The sequence below is a fragment of the Nitrospira sp. genome (assembly GCA_030692565.1).
Lineage (GTDB): Bacteria > Nitrospirota > Nitrospiria > Nitrospirales > Nitrospiraceae > Nitrospira_D.
The window spans coordinates 52,675-70,537 of record JAUYAO010000052.1 but is presented as its reverse complement, the minus strand read 5'-3'; the positions used below and the strand labels follow the sequence as shown (position 1 = coordinate 70,537).

At 58.6% G+C, this 17,863-nt stretch carries 13 protein-coding genes and 2 pseudogenes; 7 read left to right on the top strand and 8 right to left on the bottom strand.

Going from position 1 to position 17,863, the window contains the following annotated elements; genetic code table 11:
* Positions 1-134: 134 nt before the first annotated feature.
* From nusB to Q8N04_13935, 4 genes are all read right to left on the bottom strand, one after another.
* On the bottom strand, positions 135-584 hold the full coding sequence (nusB, locus tag Q8N04_13950; GenBank protein ID MDP3091779.1) for a transcription antitermination factor NusB: 450 nt from the start codon (positions 582-584) through the stop codon (positions 135-137).
* 2 nt (positions 585-586) lie between these two features.
* Positions 587-1,117, bottom strand: a complete 531-nt coding sequence (gene ribH / locus Q8N04_13945) for a 6,7-dimethyl-8-ribityllumazine synthase (GenBank protein ID MDP3091778.1) — start codon at positions 1,115-1,117, stop codon at positions 587-589.
* 131 nt (positions 1,118-1,248) lie between these two features.
* Entirely contained in the window at positions 1,249-2,457 is a 1,209-nt protein-coding gene (locus tag Q8N04_13940; protein MDP3091777.1) for a bifunctional 3,4-dihydroxy-2-butanone-4-phosphate synthase/GTP cyclohydrolase II, read from the bottom strand.
* Between the two features lie 102 nt (positions 2,458-2,559).
* Positions 2,560-3,765, bottom strand: coding sequence for an MFS transporter (locus tag Q8N04_13935; GenBank protein ID MDP3091776.1), 1,206 nt, complete (start codon positions 3,763-3,765; stop codon positions 2,560-2,562).
* Between the two features lie 123 nt (positions 3,766-3,888).
* Between Q8N04_13935 and Q8N04_13930 the strand changes: the two genes are divergently transcribed.
* The 3 genes from Q8N04_13930 to groL all read left to right on the top strand — a co-directional run bounded on the left by Q8N04_13930 (position 3,889) and on the right by groL (position 7,156).
* A complete protein-coding gene (locus Q8N04_13930; protein MDP3091775.1) occupies positions 3,889-4,893 on the top strand; it encodes an RNA polymerase factor sigma-32 in 1,005 nt (334 codons plus the stop codon).
* Positions 4,894-5,175: 282 nt separating this feature from the next.
* A complete protein-coding gene (locus Q8N04_13925; GenBank protein ID MDP3091774.1) occupies positions 5,176-5,475 on the top strand; it encodes a co-chaperone GroES in 300 nt (99 codons plus the stop codon).
* 40 nt (positions 5,476-5,515) lie between these two features.
* On the top strand, positions 5,516-7,156 hold the full coding sequence (gene groL, locus Q8N04_13920) for a chaperonin GroEL (protein MDP3091773.1): 1,641 nt from the start codon (positions 5,516-5,518) through the stop codon (positions 7,154-7,156).
* Between the two features lie 84 nt (positions 7,157-7,240).
* Here groL and Q8N04_13915 read toward each other — a convergent pair whose 3' ends face one another.
* Positions 7,241-8,992 carry a hypothetical protein gene (locus Q8N04_13915; GenBank protein MDP3091772.1) on the bottom strand — a complete coding sequence of 584 codons (1,752 nt, stop codon included), beginning with the start codon at positions 8,990-8,992 and terminating at the stop codon, positions 7,241-7,243.
* A gap of 218 nt (positions 8,993-9,210) precedes the next feature.
* Between Q8N04_13915 and Q8N04_13910 the strand changes: the two genes are divergently transcribed.
* A complete protein-coding gene (locus Q8N04_13910) occupies positions 9,211-11,472 on the top strand; it encodes a hypothetical protein (GenBank protein ID MDP3091771.1) in 2,262 nt (753 codons plus the stop codon).
* Positions 11,473-11,569: 97 nt separating this feature from the next.
* A complete protein-coding gene (locus Q8N04_13905) occupies positions 11,570-12,691 on the top strand; it encodes a Fic family protein (protein MDP3091770.1) in 1,122 nt (373 codons plus the stop codon).
* 440 nt (positions 12,692-13,131) lie between these two features.
* Here Q8N04_13905 and Q8N04_13900 read toward each other — a convergent pair.
* The 3 genes and pseudogenes from Q8N04_13900 to Q8N04_13890 all read right to left on the bottom strand — a co-directional run bounded on the left by Q8N04_13900 (position 13,132) and on the right by Q8N04_13890 (position 14,851).
* A pseudogene (locus Q8N04_13900) lies at positions 13,132-13,302 on the bottom strand (integrase core domain-containing protein).
* Between the two features lie 62 nt (positions 13,303-13,364).
* Positions 13,365-14,497 (bottom strand): IS3 family transposase gene (locus Q8N04_13895; protein MDP3091769.1). Its coding sequence is split into 2 segments (ribosomal slippage): positions 13,365-14,236 and positions 14,236-14,497, totalling 1,134 coding nucleotides; the frame shifts between segments, so codons are not numbered across the junction.
* Between the two features lie 93 nt (positions 14,498-14,590).
* Positions 14,591-14,851: pseudogene (locus Q8N04_13890) on the bottom strand (transposase).
* Between the two features lie 46 nt (positions 14,852-14,897).
* On the opposite strand from Q8N04_13890, the gene Q8N04_13885 reads away from it, so the two are divergent.
* Positions 14,898-15,371 (top strand): hypothetical protein, encoded by a 474-nt coding sequence (locus tag Q8N04_13885; protein MDP3091768.1) that lies wholly within the window; start codon positions 14,898-14,900, stop codon positions 15,369-15,371.
* 559 nt (positions 15,372-15,930) lie between these two features.
* Positions 15,931-17,772, top strand: a complete 1,842-nt coding sequence (locus tag Q8N04_13880) for a glycosyltransferase (protein ID MDP3091767.1) — start codon at positions 15,931-15,933, stop codon at positions 17,770-17,772.
* The last annotated feature ends 91 nt before the right edge of the window (positions 17,773-17,863 follow it).

Here is a 17,863-nt window from a genome sequence, read left to right as displayed (position 1 = left end):
GCTGCTGAAAAAGCCCCCCGCCTTTGTTCTCGGTCGTGCGTCTCCCTCAACGTACCTTCCAGGTACGCCTCGGAACCCGCACTCCCTGCGGCCTCGCCGAAGGCCTTTTTGACCAGCCGCATCATACGAATACGCTAGCGCTTCCATATCGCCCGCTCGGGAGTCGCCCGTTTTTCGACCAGCCGCGCCTCCGTCGCCAGCACCTTATCCAGCACACCGTTCACAAACTTCGACGCTTCCTCGTCGCCGAAACTCTTCGCCAGCTCGATCGCCTCATCCATCGTCACGTTCGCCGGCACGTCATCCATCCACATCAATTCATAGAGACCCGCGCGCAGGATGTTCCGGTCCACGATCGGCATGCGGCTCACTTTCCAATTCGTCGCATACTTCGTCAGCAGAGCATCGAGATCTTTTTTCTTCTCCAGCACGCCTGCCACCAGTCGCTCGGCAAACGCTTTGGTCTCTTCGTCCGCGGTGAGCGGCTTCCAGAACTCGTCGAGCCACAGGCCCGGCTTGCCGTGAATGTCGTACTGAAACAAAATCTGGAGCGCCCGTTCGCGCGCTTCGTGGCGTGATCCCATAACTAGGTGCTTTTCTTTCGTACGGTCCGCTTGGGACGGGGCGCGGCGGCCGTAGACGCCGGCGCCAAGACTTTCAGTTGCTTCATCACACTGGCCATTTCAATCGCCGACTTCGCCGCCTCGCCGCCCCGGTTGAACTTCGCCGTATCGGCGCGTTCGATCGCCTGCGCCACCGTCTCGGTCGTCAGTACGCCGAAGATGATCGGCACACCGGTCTCCAGCGACGCCTGTCCGATCCCCCGGCTGGCTTCGTTGCAGATGTAGTCGAAGTGCGGCGTGTCGCCGCGAATCACCGCGCCGAGACAAATGACCGCGTCGAACCGCCCGGACGTGGCCAGCGTCTTCGCCACGAGCGGAATCTCGAACGCGCCCGGCACTCGGGCCACGTCGATGTCCGACTCCTTCACGCCGTGCTTCGTCAGACCGTCGAGACAGGACGAGAGCAACTTACTCGTAACAAACTTATTGAACTTCGCGACGACCACACCGAACCGCATCCCCGTCGCATCATGCGAACCTTTGCGAAGCTTCATACTTCTTACTCTTCCACTCCCCCATTTCGAGCGGTGGCCGGCTTGCCCTTCTATTGCGCGCATTGAGCGACCACAACCTTATCGTGGGCGCTCAGCGAGCACGAAGGGCTGGCTGGCTACCACTCTTCCCTTCACACCTTCTTTAAAAGGTGTCCCATCTTATTCTTCTTCGTGCGGAGATACCGCACATTCGCCTCGCGGGGGGCGATTTCGATCGAGACCCGCTCCACGACTTTCAATCCATAACCTTCGATCCCGACGATCTTGCGCGGGTTGTTGGTGATCAGCTTGATCTGATGCAGGCCGAGATTGACGAGAATCTGCGCGCCGACGCCGTAGTCGCGCAGGTCGGCCTTAAAGCCCAGCCTGAAATTCGCCTCGACCGTATCGCTGCCTTCGTCCTGAAACCCGTAGGCCTTAAGCTTATTCAACAAGCCGATGCCCCGGCCCTCTTGATTCAGGTAGAGCAACACCCCGCGGCCTTCGGCTTCGATGATCTGCATCGCGCGATGGAGCTGATCCCGGCAATCGCACCGGAGCGATCCCAGGGCATCGGCGGTGAGACAGCCGGAATGCACGCGGACAAGGGTCGGGGCCCCCCCGTTCACTTTGCCCTTCACCAGCGCAATATGCGTCACATTGTCGACTTCGTTTTCAAACGCGACGGCTTCAAAGTCGCCGAAGATCGTCGGCATGCGGGCGGTGGCCGCCCGCTTCACAAACGTCTCGCGCTGCATCCGGTATTCGATCAACGCCTTGATCGTCACCATCTTGAGCTTGTGCCGCTTGGCAAACCTGGCCAGTTCCGGCACGCGGGCCATGGTGCCGTCCTCATTCATGATCTCGCAGATGACGCCGGCCGGCTGCAGCCCGGCGAGACGCGCCAGGTCGACAGACCCTTCCGTCTGCCCCGCCCGTTTCAGCACCCCGCCTTTTTGCGCCTTGAGCGGGAAAATATGTCCGGGCCGGGCCAGATCGGCCGGCTTGGCTTTCGGATCGAGCGCCACCTGAATCGTAGTCGATCGATCAGCCGCGGAGATCCCGGTGGTAATGCCTTTGCGGGCATCCACGGAGACGGTAAACGCTGTGCCGAAGGTCGCCGTGTTCTCAATGGCCTGGGGCGGAAGCTGCAATTCTTCGCAACGTTCCGGAGTCAACGCCAGGCAGATGAGGCCCCGCGCATGCTTGGCCATGAAATTGATGGCCTGGGGCGTCACTTTATCTGCGGCAATGACCAAATCGCCTTCATTCTCGCGGTCTTCGTCATCGACCAGAATGATGCACTTGCCCTTACGAATGTCTTTGATTGCGTCTTGAATACTATTGAATGGATTAGCCATGGTCAGAAAAGTTAACTGATTAATTTTAGGTTGAAAATCGTCCTAACAGGAGGCCCACAGATAACCCTGTTTTGCCCCCACCTGTCAACGGGAAAAACAACCTTACGGAGCCCCCTCACCATCCGCCACCGTACCGCCCCGTAGCCGGAGAAACACCATCCCCCAAGCGCAGACCCCAAGCCCGGCAAAAAACCACAGTCCTGCGTCGTAACTCCCGGTCACCACTTTCAAACCTGAGAGCACCACAGGAAAGGCAAAGCCGCCGACACTCCCGATGGCGCCGATGAGGCCGGAGGCCATGCCGATCTGTCGGGGAAACTCTTCCGCCACCATTTGAAAAACGACCCCGTTGCCCACTCCCATCGCCCCGCTCGCCAACACAATCATCGCAATGCCCATCACCTGGGAAGGACTGGTCACCGCCACAATCGATCCGACGATAAGCGGCAGCACAAGATACAACACCCGCATGCCGCCGCGCCGGTCTGCTGCATAACCTCCGAAGGGACGAATCACGCTCCCGACGAACCCGCAGAGCGCCGCGACCGACCCGGCAGCCACCGCATCGAAGCCATAGGTTTCATACAGCAGCATCGGGAGCACACTGCAGAGTCCGACGAACCCACCGAACGTGATCGCATAGAGAAAACAGAGCCAGTACGCCGACCGCTGGCGCAACAGCGTGGCCGCATGATGCCACCACTCGACATCGCGCCGGCGCCGGTCGCCCTGCCGGCTCTCCCGCACGAGCAGGATGAACAGCACACAGGTCACCGCGACGATAGCGGCCATGACGCCGAAGACTTGCTGCCAACCAAGCGACTCCGCCCATCGAGGCGCGAGAAACAAAATGAGCACCGTGCCGACATTCCCCGATGCCGCAAGCCCCAATACGAGCCCCTGGGACGACGGCGGATAGGCTTGTCCGGCCAACGGCAAGGCCACGGCAAAACTCGCCCCGCCCAACCCCAAGCACAAAGCCAGGCCCCACAATCCGATCGACGCCGGATCCGCCAGCCAGCCCCAGAGCAAAACCGCGAGCTCTCCGATCAGGATAGCGACAGCCGTATTCTTCGCCCCAAACCAATCGCAGCTCCACCCTCCCAGGACGCGCAACAAAGCCCCGCCCAGCAGCGGCAACGCCACCAGCATCGACAGATCGGTCCCGGTGAGTCCGAGCGCACGAGCCATCGGCAGACTCAGCGCCCCGATCAGGAGCCAGACCATGAAACTCACGGTGAGGTGCAGCCAAGCCCCCAGCAATGTGGGCCAATGACCGCCGCGCACCAACCGCCAGATATCAGCCACGCACAGTCCTCCGGTTGAACGGGTCACTATAGGGGAGCCCCTTTCTCCGGCGCAACCGCTCGTAACGCGTCACATCCCCACCGCCTTTGTCCGGTCCTGTGGTTCTGTTATAGTCAGCGTCCCATGAGTGGTCGCAACCCATCAGATGACGAGTCCGAGAGCGCGCTGGAACCGGAAATTCTCGATCCGTCCGACGACGAGGTGATCGAGACTGAAGCGGCTCCCGTCGTGTTGGATGTCCCGCAGGTCGACGGGCGCATGCCGGCCGATGCCCAGGCCGTCGCCCCCGTAACCGGCCTCCAGCAATATCTGGCGGAAATCCGACGCTATCCCTACCTCTCCAAAGAAGAAGAATTGCTCTTGTTCCATGAATACCACGCGCAAGGCAGCCGCGAGGCCGCCGTGAAACTCATCATGGCCAACCTGCGCGTGTCGGTCGCCATCGCCTCTGAGTATCTCCATACCGGCGCCGACCATATGGACCTGATTCAGGAAGGCAATGTCGGCCTGATGCAAGCGATCAAGAAATTCGACCCGACGAAAAACGTCCGCTTCTACGCCTATGCCGCCTGGTGGTCGCGCGCCTACATTCTCCGCTACCTCTTGAACAACTTTCGGCTGGTCAAGATCGGCACCACCCAGGATCAGCGGAAGCTCTTCTACAACCTCAAGAAGGAGAAGGCCAAGCTCGCTCGGGAGGGCTTCGCCCCCGACACCAAGTTGCTGGCCGACCGGCTGAACGTCCGCGAACGCGATGTTATCGAGATGGACCAGCGGTTGGGGAATTGGGAACTGTCTCTGGACCAGCCGATCGGGGAAGAACAGGACGGCACCCTGCTCGATGTCCTCCCCTCCCAGCAATCCGGCGTGGACGACGTCATTGCCGACAATGAACTCCGTACCTTGTTCCGGAAGAAGTTGGCCGAATTCGCCAAGACGCTGGACGAACGGGAAGAAGACATTCTGCGGAACCGGCTCCTATCGGAAACACCGCTCACACTCGATGACCTAGGAGAGAAATACGGCGTAACAAAGGAACGCACCAGACAGCTGGAGGCCCGTATCATCAAGCGATTGCGCGAATACATCAAGAAAGACGTCAAGGACTTTGACCGCCTGAAGATCTAGCCGGACAACACCCATTAGCACCCTCTAGCATTCTCGCATTTTCCCACTAGAATTCATGAATCTCAATGGGTTATGATTTCCTCAGTCCAGCCGCTGGGATTGTAAAAGAATTTCTTTTCCCGCCCCCTTGACTTGGACCAGCCCCAGGCTATCTCTCGTACTGCACGGTGGCAGTCGCTCTGTTTTTTTGAGGAGCGTGAGAGTCCAGCCGACGAATGTGGCTCTGCATCAAATCGTTGTAACGTTCACCACAGTTTATTCATCGCACGAGGAGGGTTTGTTATGAGCACAGCAGCGAAAGAGAAGAAGAACCTCGCCAAGGGTTTTCAACCTTTGGGTGACCGGGTGTTCGTCACCTACACCGAGGAACTGGAGCGGACCGCCGGCGGGATTTATGTGCCGGATTCAGCGAAGGAAAAGCCGCAACGGGGCATCGTTCAGGCCATCGGCAAGAAGGTCGAGAACGTGAAGGTCGGCGAACAGGTCCTCTTCGATAAGTACTCAGGCAGCAAGCTCCGCATCGAGGACGAAGAGTGCTTGATCCTCAAGGAAGAAGACATCCTCGGCATCTTCACCAGCTAATCGACAACCACGACGACGATTGACATAACGGAGGAACCTCATGGCAAAGCAACTGTTGTATAGCGAGCAAGCTCGCGCATGTATTCTGAAAGGCGTTAACCAGCTCGCGGACGCCGTCAAGGCGACCCTCGGCCCCAAGGGCCGGAACGCGATTCTCGACAAGAAGTTCGGCGCCCCGACCATCACCAAGGACGGCGTCACCGTCGCCAAGGAAATCGAACTCAAGAACCCCTACGAAAACATGGGCGCCCAGCTCGTGCGCGAAGTCGCCAGCAAGACTAGCGACACCGCCGGCGACGGCACCACCACGGCCACCGTGTTGGCCCAAGCCATCTATCGTGAAGGCGTGAAGAACATCACCGCCGGCGCGAACCCGATGGAAATTCAACGAGGCATCAACAAGGCCGTTGAAGTGGTGATCGGCGAGTTGAAAAAGCTCAGCAAGCCCTGCCAGAACAAGACCGAGATCTCCCAGGTGGGCACGATCTCAGCCAACAACGACAAGACCATCGGCGACCTCATCGCGGAAGCGATGGAGAAGGTCGGCAAGGATGGCGTGATCACGGTCGAAGAAGCCAAGTCGATGACCACCTCGCTGGACGTCGTCGAAGGCATGCAGTTCGATCGCGGCTACATCTCCCCTTACTTCGTGACCAACGCCGAGCGGATGGAATGCTCCGTCGAAGAGCCGCTCATCCTCATCAATGAAAAGAAAATCAGCAGCATGAAGGACCTCCTCCCGGTCCTCGAGCAGGTTGCCAAGATGGGCAAGCCGCTCGTGATCATCGCGGAAGAAGTCGAAGGCGAAGCGCTCGCGACCCTCGTGGTCAACAAGCTCCGCGGCACCCTCAACGTGGCGGCCATCAAGGCCCCGGGCTTCGGCGATCGCCGCAAGGCCATGCTGGAGGACATTGCTATTCTGACCGGCGGCCAGGTGATCTCGGAAGACATCGGCCTCAAGCTGGAAAACGTGAAGCTCACCGACCTCGGCCGCGCCAAGCGCGTCACGATCGACAAGGATAACACCACGATCGTGGAAGGCTTCGGCGATCCGAAGAAGATCGAAGGCCGCGTGAAGCAGATCAAGGCCCAGATCGAAGAGACGACCTCCGACTACGATCGCGAGAAGCTCCAGGAGCGCCTTGCCAAGATCGTCGGCGGCGTGGCCGTCATCAACGTCGGCGCCGCGACCGAGACCGAAATGAAGGAAAAGAAAGCCCGCGTCGAGGACGCCCTCCACGCGACCAAGGCAGCCGTCGAAGAAGGCATCGTGCCCGGCGGTGGAACAGCCTATCTCCGTTGCATCGACGCGCTGGGTTCGCTCAAGTTGATCCCCGAGCAGCAGGTGGGTGTGAACATCATCCGCCGCGCCCTCGAAGAGCCGATTCGTCAAATCGTGGTGAACGCCGGAATGGAAGGCTCCGTCGTTGTCGAGAAAGTGCGCAACGACAAGAACCCCAGCGCCGGGTACAACGCGGCAACGGAAGAGTATGTGGACATGATCAAGGCCGGCATCATCGACCCGACCAAGGTGTCGCGCTGCGCATTGCAGAACGCGGCCTCCGTGGCGGGCTTGATGCTCACCACCGAAGTCATGATCACCGACATCCCCGAAGAGAAGAAGGAAGCTGCAGGCGGTGGCCACGGCGGCCACAACCACGGCATGGAAGGGATGTACTAAGATTTAGCTGATCACGCCCCGCGTGCAGCAACAGAAGGCCCCGGCGGTGATCCCGCCGGGGCCTTCGTGTTTTCAGCGCAGGAACTATCGGGAGGCTGTGACCAGTCGCATCGTTGCCTTGAGGACGGGCGAGGTCTTGGAGTCGTAGTAGAAAGCGCGGAAGAATTGATTGACGAGTCCCGTGTGGCGTTGGTGGTCGGCATTGAATTGAGCGACGCCTTTGACCCGGTCGTCCGTGTCATAGCCCCCGCGGATGGCGCAGCGTTCCAGCTCCTCCGCTGAATCGGGCAACGCATGAGTCTGGAAATCCTGGACCATTTGCAGTTTGTGCTCCACATCGCGGAGAAAGACATAGGCGGCGGCCAGGTCATCCCGCTCCCGGGGCGAGATGAGCTTGTAACGGACGAACCGGTTCAGCGCGCCGAGCGTGCTCCGGTCCAACAACCCCGTCACTTTCTTCCCCGCGATCACCTGCACCGTCTGCACAAAAAACTCGATCTCCCTGATACCGCCGATGCCGAGCTTCACGTTGCGCCGTTCGTGGCCGCGATCGACCATTTTCACATCGATCATATCCTTCACGCCCCGCACATCCTGCACAATGGCCAACGCGCCGGGGAGATCGATCTTCTCTTTAGGCAATCCAAAAATAAACGGCTTCACCATCTTCAAAAACGCCAGCCCGACGTCCATAGAGCCGGCCACCGGCCAGGCCTTCAGCAGCGCCAGCCGTTCCCACACCACGCCCCTGGTAGAGTAATACTTCTTGTAGTCGTCGAGCGACCGGGCCAATTGTCCCACCGATCCTTCGGCCCGCAGGCGCAGGTCCACGCGAAAGACGTAGCCTTCACGCGTTTGCTCGACCAGGGCCTTCGTCAGTTCGCGCGAGAGGATCTCGAAATATTCCTCACTGGAGATGCCGACGGCGCCGGGTTTCACCGCCTGCTTGCCGCGCGGCGCCTTCGTCTCCCCGTCATGGGACGCGTAGACATAGATCAAATCGACATCCGAGCTGTAGTTCAGCTCATGGCCGCCGAGCTTTCCCATGCCCATCACGGCAAACCCCGTCTCCACCCACCGCCCCTGCTTCGTCCTGTGCATCGGCACGCCGTACTGCCGCCGCAGGTCGGCATCGACGATCTCGTAGGCCGCATGGATCAACAGACTCGCCAGATCCGAGAGCAAGGCCGTCGTCTCCGGCACGGGCGACAGCCGCAACAGATCGCGCACGCCGATGCGCAGCATCTCCCGCCGGCGGAACCGGCGCAGCGCCTCCAGCTTCATCTCCTTCACCGTCAGATGCGCCAGGCTCTTATGCAGCGCCGCTTCCAGCTCCTTCCGGGCAGGCGGCTTCGACAACACCGCCTCTTCCGACAGCCAATAGACCAGCATGGGGTCGCGAATGACGGTAAACGCCAGCGCATCGCTGTTACCGAAGATCGTGCAAAGCAGATCGAGCATGCGCGGCGAACTGCGCAGATAGTCGAGAAAGGAGGAGCGGGTGACTTCGCCGAACAACCGTTCCCAATGGTTCAACGCTTGGTCAGGGTCGGCGGTTCTCGAAATGGAATCCAGCAGGATCGGAAGGATCTCGGCCAGCTGACGCCGATGGTGGGGCTCGCCCGCCATCGCCTGAAGATTCCGGTCGGCCTGCTCGATATCGTGCAGGTGATAGGCGGACAGAATCGCCTCGATTTGCTTGGAATCCCGCTCCGTCGCCAGCAGCACCGGACGAGGATCGGGCTTACCGGAAATTGACAGAACGTCTCCTCGATCAGACTTGGGAGGGGTCGTCCCTGGAGACAACCGTCGATGTGGCTTCTTATTAGTACCCAAGTAAATCCCCTACAGGCACTGCGACTGTTCCGAACGAAGCGAGAACGACGCTCGGTGACGGGCGCGTCTCGGCGCGCCGGGGCAGGGCGGGTGGAAAGAGCGGCATTTTCAACATCCTGACATTCATGGGGCGGCATTATACTGACCCAAGCATCTCCACACAATGAAAGCGTTCCGGTATACTGCGGCAACTGACAGCTAATGAGGATTCGATTGCCATGCCCCTCGATGAACAGCTCAAACAAGCGGTGAGTGCCCTCTGCTCCGACGTCGAGCCTGATATCCTTCAGGATTTTCTGAGCCGCATGGATCGGGAATACTTCCGCCGATTCGAACCGGCCATCATCGCCGGGCACGTTCGCCTCGCCGCGCAACTGACCCCCGATCATCCCTGCGAAGTCACCATTGCAGAGCGGACGGATCAGCATTTCGATCTGACGCTCGTGGCCTACGATTACTTTTCCGCCTTTGCCAACATCTGCGGCCTGCTCTCCGCCTTCGGGCTGAACATCGAAGAAGGCCAGATCTACACCTTTGCCGAGAGCGCGGCCCCAGCCACGACCCGCAGCAGTTATGCGGGCGGCCCGCGCATCCGCCCCAAAGGACGGCCGGGCTTGAGCCGGAAAAAGATCGTGGATGTCTTTCGCGTCGAACCGGGACGCGGCATTCCCTTCGGGCCGGAAGATCACCAGCGCCTCATCGGCGAACTGACCGCCCTCCTGAAGCGACTCGATGCCGGCGAATTCGACGAAGCGCGCCAGGTCGTGAATCGCCAGCTGGTCGAGCAGCTCGGCAAGCGGCGCAGTACGTTCGCCGGTCTGCTCCACACCGTCCACATTACGTTCGATAACAGCCAGTCCCCCACCGACACGGTGATGGACATTCAATCGGACGACACGCCCGCGTTTCTGTATGCCTTCGCCAACGCGCTCGCCATGCGCAACATCTATATCGACAAAGCGCAGTTCGCGATCGAAGACGGCAAGCTGCACGATCGTTTTTACGTTCGCAATCGCCACGGGCAGAAGCTGACCGACCCGGCCGATCAACAACACTTGCGCCTGACCGCCGTTCTCATCAAGCAATTCACCCACGCCCTCACCTGGGCGCCGGACCCGGCCAAAGCCCTTGAAGCCTTCGATCAATTCCTCGACCTCACCGTGCAAGACACCAAGGGCAAGGCCCAGCAGCAGGCCCTCGCCTTCCTAGGCGATAAGAAGACCTTCCCCCTCCTCGCCCGGCTGCTCGGCACCAGCGACTTTTTGTGGGAAGACTTCCTCCGCCGCCAGCACGGCAATCTCCTGCCGCTGCTGCAACATTACCGCGACGCCCCGCTCATCAAGCCGCAAGCCGCGCTGCGGAAGGAACTCGACAAGCTCGTGGACAAGGCCAAGACCGACGAGGCCCGCAAAGAAGCCTTGAACCGGTTCAAGGATCAGGAGCTGTTTCGGATCGACATGAAACACATGGTCGAATCCTCCGGCCTGGCTGATTTCTCCCTGGCCCTGACCGAACTGGCCGAAGTCATCGTGAGCCGCAGCCTGCGCGATTGCCAGGCCAAGCTGGAGAAACAGTACGGCGCGCCGAAACTGGCGAACAAGAAACCCTGCCCCTTTACCATCCTGGGCCAGGGGAAATTCGGCGGCCGCGAACTGGGCTACGCCTCCGACATCGAAGTCCTCTTCGTCTACGGCGGAACCGGACGCACCAGCGGCAAGCAGGGCATCGAAAACAGCGAATACTTCGAACGGCTCGCGCAGGAACTCTTGCAGTGGATCGAGGCCAAAGTGGAAGGCATCTTCCACCTCGACATCCGCCTGCGCCCCCACGGCGGCAAAGGCTCCCTGACCAACCCGCTCGAAGAAATCATCAGCTACTACAGCCCGACCGGCTTAGCCGCGCCGTTTGAACGCCAGTCTATGATCAAGCTCCGCACCGTCGCCGGCGACACCGCCCTCGGCAAACAGGTCGAAGCCCACCGGGATCACTACGTCTACGGCGGCGAGCCCTGGGATCTCCCCACGGCGCTGGATCTGCGCCGGGCGCAATTGAAGCAGCTCGTCGAGCCGGGCACGGTGAACGTGAAACACAGCGCCGGCGGCCTCGTCGATATCGAATACGCCGTGCAATATCTGCAAGTGATGCACGGGCATGAGCAGCGGATCTTGCGGACGCCCAACACGATGCAGGCCTTAGCGGGATTGGTGGAATGTGGGTTAGTCACCAGGCAGGACGGCGAGCAATTGCGCAAAGCCTATCTCTTCATCCGCATGCTCATCGACGGCCTCCGCATGGTCCGCGGCAATGCGAAGGACTTGGTGCTCCCCCCGGCAGACTCGGAAGAATTCATCTTCCTAGCCCGCCGCGTCGGCTACACCACCGACGACTGGCAAGCGGGAGCCAGACATTTGCAAACGGACATTGAGCAGCATATGAAGCTGACCAAAGAGTTTTTCGAACGGACATTCGGACGTCTATAGCCCCATCAAGAGCCCCGTCGCCCCATGAGTTACAGGAAGTCCTTTTATAACTCATCAGAGTGGTATATTATGAGCCATACAAACACTGGTATCGCTCATGACTTGGAATTGGCAACAAGACGGATGGCCAGCCTTCACCTACGAGAGGGAGGCATTGGCTCCTCACGAAACTCGATTTCTGCATGAAGCGGGCATCGTACATGGTGCCGTCAAGCATCTGACGGGAGAGAACAAAACCCGTCTGATGATCGATCTCATCAGCACGGAAGCAGTGACGACATCGGAAATCGAAGGAGCGATGCTCAATCGGGATTCCGTCCAGTCGTCGCTGCGTCGAAACTTCGGGCTCGAAACGGACAACCGCAAAATTCCCGCTGCCGAGCAAGGCATTGCGGCCATGATGACCGATCTGTATCGGCACTACGACAGCCCCTTATCCGAGAAACAATTGTTCACCTGGCACGGGATGCTGGCACAGGGTCGGAAGGATCTGAGATGCATCGGCGCCTACAGAACAGGTGCGGACCCCATGCAGGTCGTCTCGGGCCCCATCGGAAAACCAAAAGTCCATTTTGAAGCACCTCTGGCGAAAACCATGAAAGCGGAGATGAATCAGTTCTTCGCCTGGTTCAACCACACGTCGCCAAGCGGATCACAGCCTCTCCCCGCTCTGACACGGGCCGGGATTGCGCACCTCCACTTTGTCTCAGTCCATCCATTCGAAGACGGCAACGGGCGGATTGGACGGGCCCTGTCGGAAAAGTCGTTATCCCAATGTCTCGGCCAGCCGACATTGATCGCCCTCTCGCACACGATCTGCAAGAACCGCTCAGCGTACTACAAGGCCCTCGAAGCCAATAACAAGCATCTGAAGATCACCGACTGGCTGGTCTATTTCGCCCAGACAGTATTGGAGGCACAACGCTACACGCAGCGATTCATCGACTTTCTCATTGAGAAGACCAAGCTGTACGACCGCCTACGAGGCCAACTCAATCCCCGACAAGAGAAAGTGCTCGCACGCATGTTTCGAGAAGGGCTGGAAGGGTTTACAGGCGGTCTGAGCGCGGAGAACTACCTGAAGATCACCAACACCTCCAGAGCCACCGCCACCAGAGACATGCAAGATCTTGTGGAGAAGGGCGTGTTCCACAAAACCGGCGAACTGAAACACACACGGTACTGGCTAAGCATGCTCAAAGAGTCGAGCGAACACTGATGAGGCAATACATGGCGCGTGCAACACGAAGGACTTGGTGCTCCCCCCGCCCGACTCAGAAGAACTCATCTTCCTAGCCCGCCGCGTCGGCTACACGACAGACGACGGGCAAGCAGGAGCGAGATATTTGCAAACAGATATTGAGCAGCATATGAAGCAGACGAAGGAATTCTTTGAGAGGACATTTGGGACGTTATGAGAAAAGCTTTCGTTCTTAGAAAGTAGCTTGTCCCATTATCATCCCTCTTTAAAGGCAATATACGGCCAAAGATCAGTGGGAAGAAGAAGCGATTGGGCGGTTCAGAGACTTCTTGAGCCGAGAGAGGGGAGTTACGTTTGCAATCTCGGGGCGAGATGTAGTTGTCGACTCAACGACCAATGAGAACTTTGACTACCAGTTAACATCTAGTTCGGGCAACCAGATCGCGTAAGCTCCCCTGTCAAGGAGACAGTTTCACAGGAGAACTTCTGACTTCAAGTTGAGCCCGATACGTGGCGGGCGGCAGGCCTGCCAACGCGTCATGGGGCCGCTCTTCGTTGTAACTCTGCAACCAGTCCGCACTGATCTCGCGCACCTGCTCCAACGACTCAAACACATAGGCACTCAACACAGAAGTGGCCCCATTCGTTTGAACAGTAGCCAGAGTTTCTTAAGTGGAGTCTCTGCTGACTCTCACGCTGCCAGTTTACCCGTCGGCAGCATCACGGCATAGGCCTCATCCGGTGTGTGCCGGTCCAGGCTCGAATGGGGTCTCGCTCGATTGTACCAATCCAAGTATTGCATGATCGACTGCCTGGCTTCCGTGACGGAGTCGTAAGCATGTACATACACCCGCTCGTATTTCACCGATTTCCACAGGCGCTCGACGAATACATTGTCTCTCCAGGCTCCGCGCCCGTCCATGCTGAAGTGACAGCCCCGATCCTTGACCGCCTGCACGAATGTCTGTGCCGTAAACTGGCTACCTTGATCGGTATTCACAATCTCTGGTGTGCCATGGCGCGTGAACGCCTCGTGCAGCACATCGACCGCATGACAGGCCTCCAACGTGATCGCGACTCTTGAAGCTAAGACCTTGCGGCTGGCCCAATCCATGACGGCGGTCAGGTCCACAAACCCTTTGGTCATGGGGATATACGTCGTGTCGAGCGCCCACACCTGGTTGGCGCGGTTGATGGGGAGCCCCCGCAACAGGTAGGGATACACGTCATGGCCGGGGTGTTTCGTGCTGGTGCCTGGCTTCCGGTAGCGCGCCGCTATGCCCATGCGCTTCATCAACGTGCCCACATGTTTCCGGCCCACGTCGCCCCCCTCCCGATTCAGTTGGTCGCGCAGCAGACGCGCGCCCATGAACGGGTGCTCCAGGTGCAACTCGTCAAGGCGACGCATCAATACCAGATCGTCCGCGCTCACAGACTTGGGCACATAGTAGACGCTCCCCCGGCTAATCCCAGCCAGCTGGGCCTGACGACTGATCGGCAATGCATGCGTGGCGTCTATCATCGCTTTGCGCTCAGCAAACCCACCTTGATGAGCGCCCCTTCTAAAAAATCATTCTCCAGCGTGAGCTGCCCAATCTTGGCATGCACAGCCTTCAGATCAACCGGCGGGGCCGTCGACGCGGCGCCTCCGCCAAAGATCTCAGCCGCTCGCTCGCTGAGTTGCCGCTTCCACTCCGTCATCTGGTTGGGATGCACCTCAAACCGCTGGGCCAGTTCGGCCAACGTCTTGTCGCCGCCCATCGCGGCCAACGCCACTTTGGCTTTCAACACGGCTGAGTGCGTCCGTCTCGTTCGTTTTGCCATCGTCTGCTCCATTTCTTCGCCCTGCCAGGGCAGCAACGGTAGCAGATTCTCCACCTAACGGCTTGTTCAAATTTCCGGGGCCACTTCTTAGAGCTTTTTTGTGATGACATCTTTCAGTGCCGTATTCTCCAGCGACAGATCCGCATACATCCGTTTGAGGCGGCCGTTCTCGTGCTCCAGTTCCTTCAACCGCTTCACGTCGGAGGCCTCCAGCCCGCCGTATTTGGCTTTCCACTTATAGTAGGTCGCGGAACTGATGCCATACGTCCGCCAGATCTCATTGACCGGGCGCCCGGCATCGGCCTCCTTCAGGATGCTGATAATTTGGCTTTCGGTGAACTTCGACTGGCGCATGGGAACCTCCTGGCTAGGGTGATGATTGTGCCAGAACGTTCTCCGTTTGACTGTCTCAATTTACGGGGAGCTTACGACACCGGATGAAGTGAAAGAGTACTTGCTCCTGTTTTGGGAACAACCTTATGACCAGAACCTGGCCTCCATGTTTGATTTGTTATTGGATGAATTAGCGGAACTTTCCCCTCATGACGCATGTGAACTGTTCGAAAAAATGATAGAACGGCTCAAAGAGCTCGGTGAAAGTGATAACGAGTCGCTGCGTCGTTCCTGGATTCACATAACAGGTGAACTCCTTCGTTGTTTCGCTCAGTTCCCGGCCAAACTAGTTCGAACCGTAAGCATACTGGTGGATATCTGGAAGAACGGAGGGTTCGTTCACGAACTCGTTAAATTCCTCGAATCCTATCGGCTTGTCGAAGCTCCGGAAAAGGATTTGGTTAAAACAGAACTCATCAGGCTCTATCGAGAGATCAAAGATCTTAAGCCTGAATTTCCGGAGATTGACTGGTCTCAATAGAGGCAGCGGTCAAATCAAAGGGGCAAAGGAAGAGATGTCAGCAACTGGCAATCCGATGGGTCACCGAATTCAGGGTCAGGCATGAGTATTGACTTATGTAAGCCACTCGACCTCGATGAACATCCCCTGTTACGAGAAACGGATCGGGAGTCTTTCCTGATTGCTCAGCGTTATGAACAACTCACCACCAACCCGGCCTCCAGACACTCGACAGCCTGCCTCTTGTGCTCCAGCTCACACGCCTGACATTCATCTTCCCTCCTCACGTGGCACAGCGGCCACTGGCCTATAACCCAAAGCGGCGGCGGTCTGGCTTGCTCGCTTCTTCAATGGCCGACATCCTTCCTGCTGGATGCAATCCTTTCGTCAGACCCAACACAGGTCTCATCGGTCACGCATTTCATCACCTTCGCCATCGACGCTCATCCCCTAGAAACGCAGCCTGAGCCCATTTGCGGCTCCCCTCCATTTCACGCACCCATTGACAAGACTTCGCACGAGTCCGCACACTGACCTCCTATCAACTCTCAGCCTGAAACATCTACCTCCTTGAGCGGCCATGATTAGTGTAATCGTCCCGGTGTTCAATGCCGCATGGTCGCTGCCTCGAATGATTGAGGCGCTCCAATCGCAAGATTTTCCATCCAGCGAATACGAGATCTTCCTGGTTGACAACGGATCCACGGATGACTCAGCTGCAGTCATCAAACGGTATCCCGGGGTGCGTCTCCTCCATGAACCTCAGCGAGGTTCGTATGCAGCCCGCAACCGCGCGGCGTTGGAGGCCAAGGGGGATATCCTTGCCTTTACCGATGCAGATCGAGAGGTTGGCAAAGGATGGTTGCGCGCAATCTCTGACTCCTTTGCTGCGAGCGATGCCGCGGTGGTATTGGGACGCTCGAGACCGCCCATCGATGCAGGATTGATCAGTTTGCTCGCAGATTATGAAAATGAGAAGGCTTCGTATGTCTGTCGGCTCGGGAGTTCACGCCAACAATACGCTTACACCGGCAATATGGCCGTCCGACGCCGAGTATGGAAACAGTACGGGCCATTCGTCGGCTTGCAGCGAGGCGCGGATGTCGTCTTCGTTCGCCGAGTCGTTGACAGTGAGCCCTACGGGTGCGTTCGCTATTGCGAGGACATGCTTGATCGCCACTTGGAAGTGCGGACGAGTTTGGACTACTTTCGCAAGATGGCCATGTACGGATCGAGTTTGCAGATGTACCGTCAGGTCATCCCTGCACAGCCCCTAGCCCATGACGATCATGTCCGGATCATCCTGGCTTGCGCACACAAGAATCACTACAGCCCCTGGAAGACGATGCGGCTTGGCTTCGGCTTGCTTTTTGGTTTGGCCGCCTACAAAGCCGGTTCACTGCTCCCTCGAATGGATCCCGGTGTCCCTCAACGCGTCGGCGAGCCCCCCCGTCCACTGCAGGTGGAAAGCGTGCCGACTAGCCTGTCCATCGTCGTCGAATGGGAGAACGTGGTGCTGGCCGGCGATGAAAGAGGGGCAGGCGCCTTACAGCGTCTTGATCGAGAAGTCCGCGCATACAGGGGAGCCAGACGGGTCGAGGTGCTTGTGGTCTACAGCCCGGACGAAGTCGATCCCGGACCATTGGAATCGTTGGTGCGGGAATCGTTTCCCCAAGGAAATGCCCGCCTGCTGGCCGCTAACACGGGCGATTACTATGCATTGAAGAATGCGGGAGCCGAAGCTGCAACGGGAGACATTGTTGTGTTCTCCGACAGCGACACGCACGTCGAGCAAGGGTGGTTGCGTCACCTCGTCGAGCCGTTTTCGAATCCTTCAATCGCCGCGGTGGCAGGCAGTTCGTACATCGAACCTTCGACGCTTCTAGGCAAGGCGTTCGGGGCCTTCTGGTTTTTTCCCGCCCGTACGGTGCAGACGAGGCTTGAACCGGCCAAGGGCATCTTCGCGAACAATTTCGCGGTACGACGGGAGATCTTCTCCCGGCTTCCGTTCAGGCCTATTCCCGGCACTAATCGCGGCGCCTGTGTGCGCTGGCGCGAACGGATGTCGGAAGCGAATCTGATTGTGGTCCATAATCCTTTGGCTCGAACGGCACATCCACCGCCGAACGGAGGCGCGCACTTCTTCGTACGTGCACTGACCCACGGCCGGGATGCCATCTTACTCGCCCACGATCAGGGGCGGACATTAGAGAGTAGTGCCTTTGGAACTCTGCTGCGGCTGACCCTCAACTTGGCGCGTACCACACTGAACACCTGGACGAGGCGTGTCGATCTCGGGCTGAGAGTCTGGGAAATGGTTCCCGTGCTGTTGATCGGCTACGTGTATTATGGCACCTATTTCGTAGGAGAACTGCTGACGTTTCTTCTGCCGGAATGGATGAGCCGGCGGTTTAGAATCTAATTGGTCACCACATGACGCACAGGCCAAAGATGGGGTCGTTGCTTGACCTGCACCTCTGCATGGGGCTGAGGCTCAGAGCGGACGTCGCCGG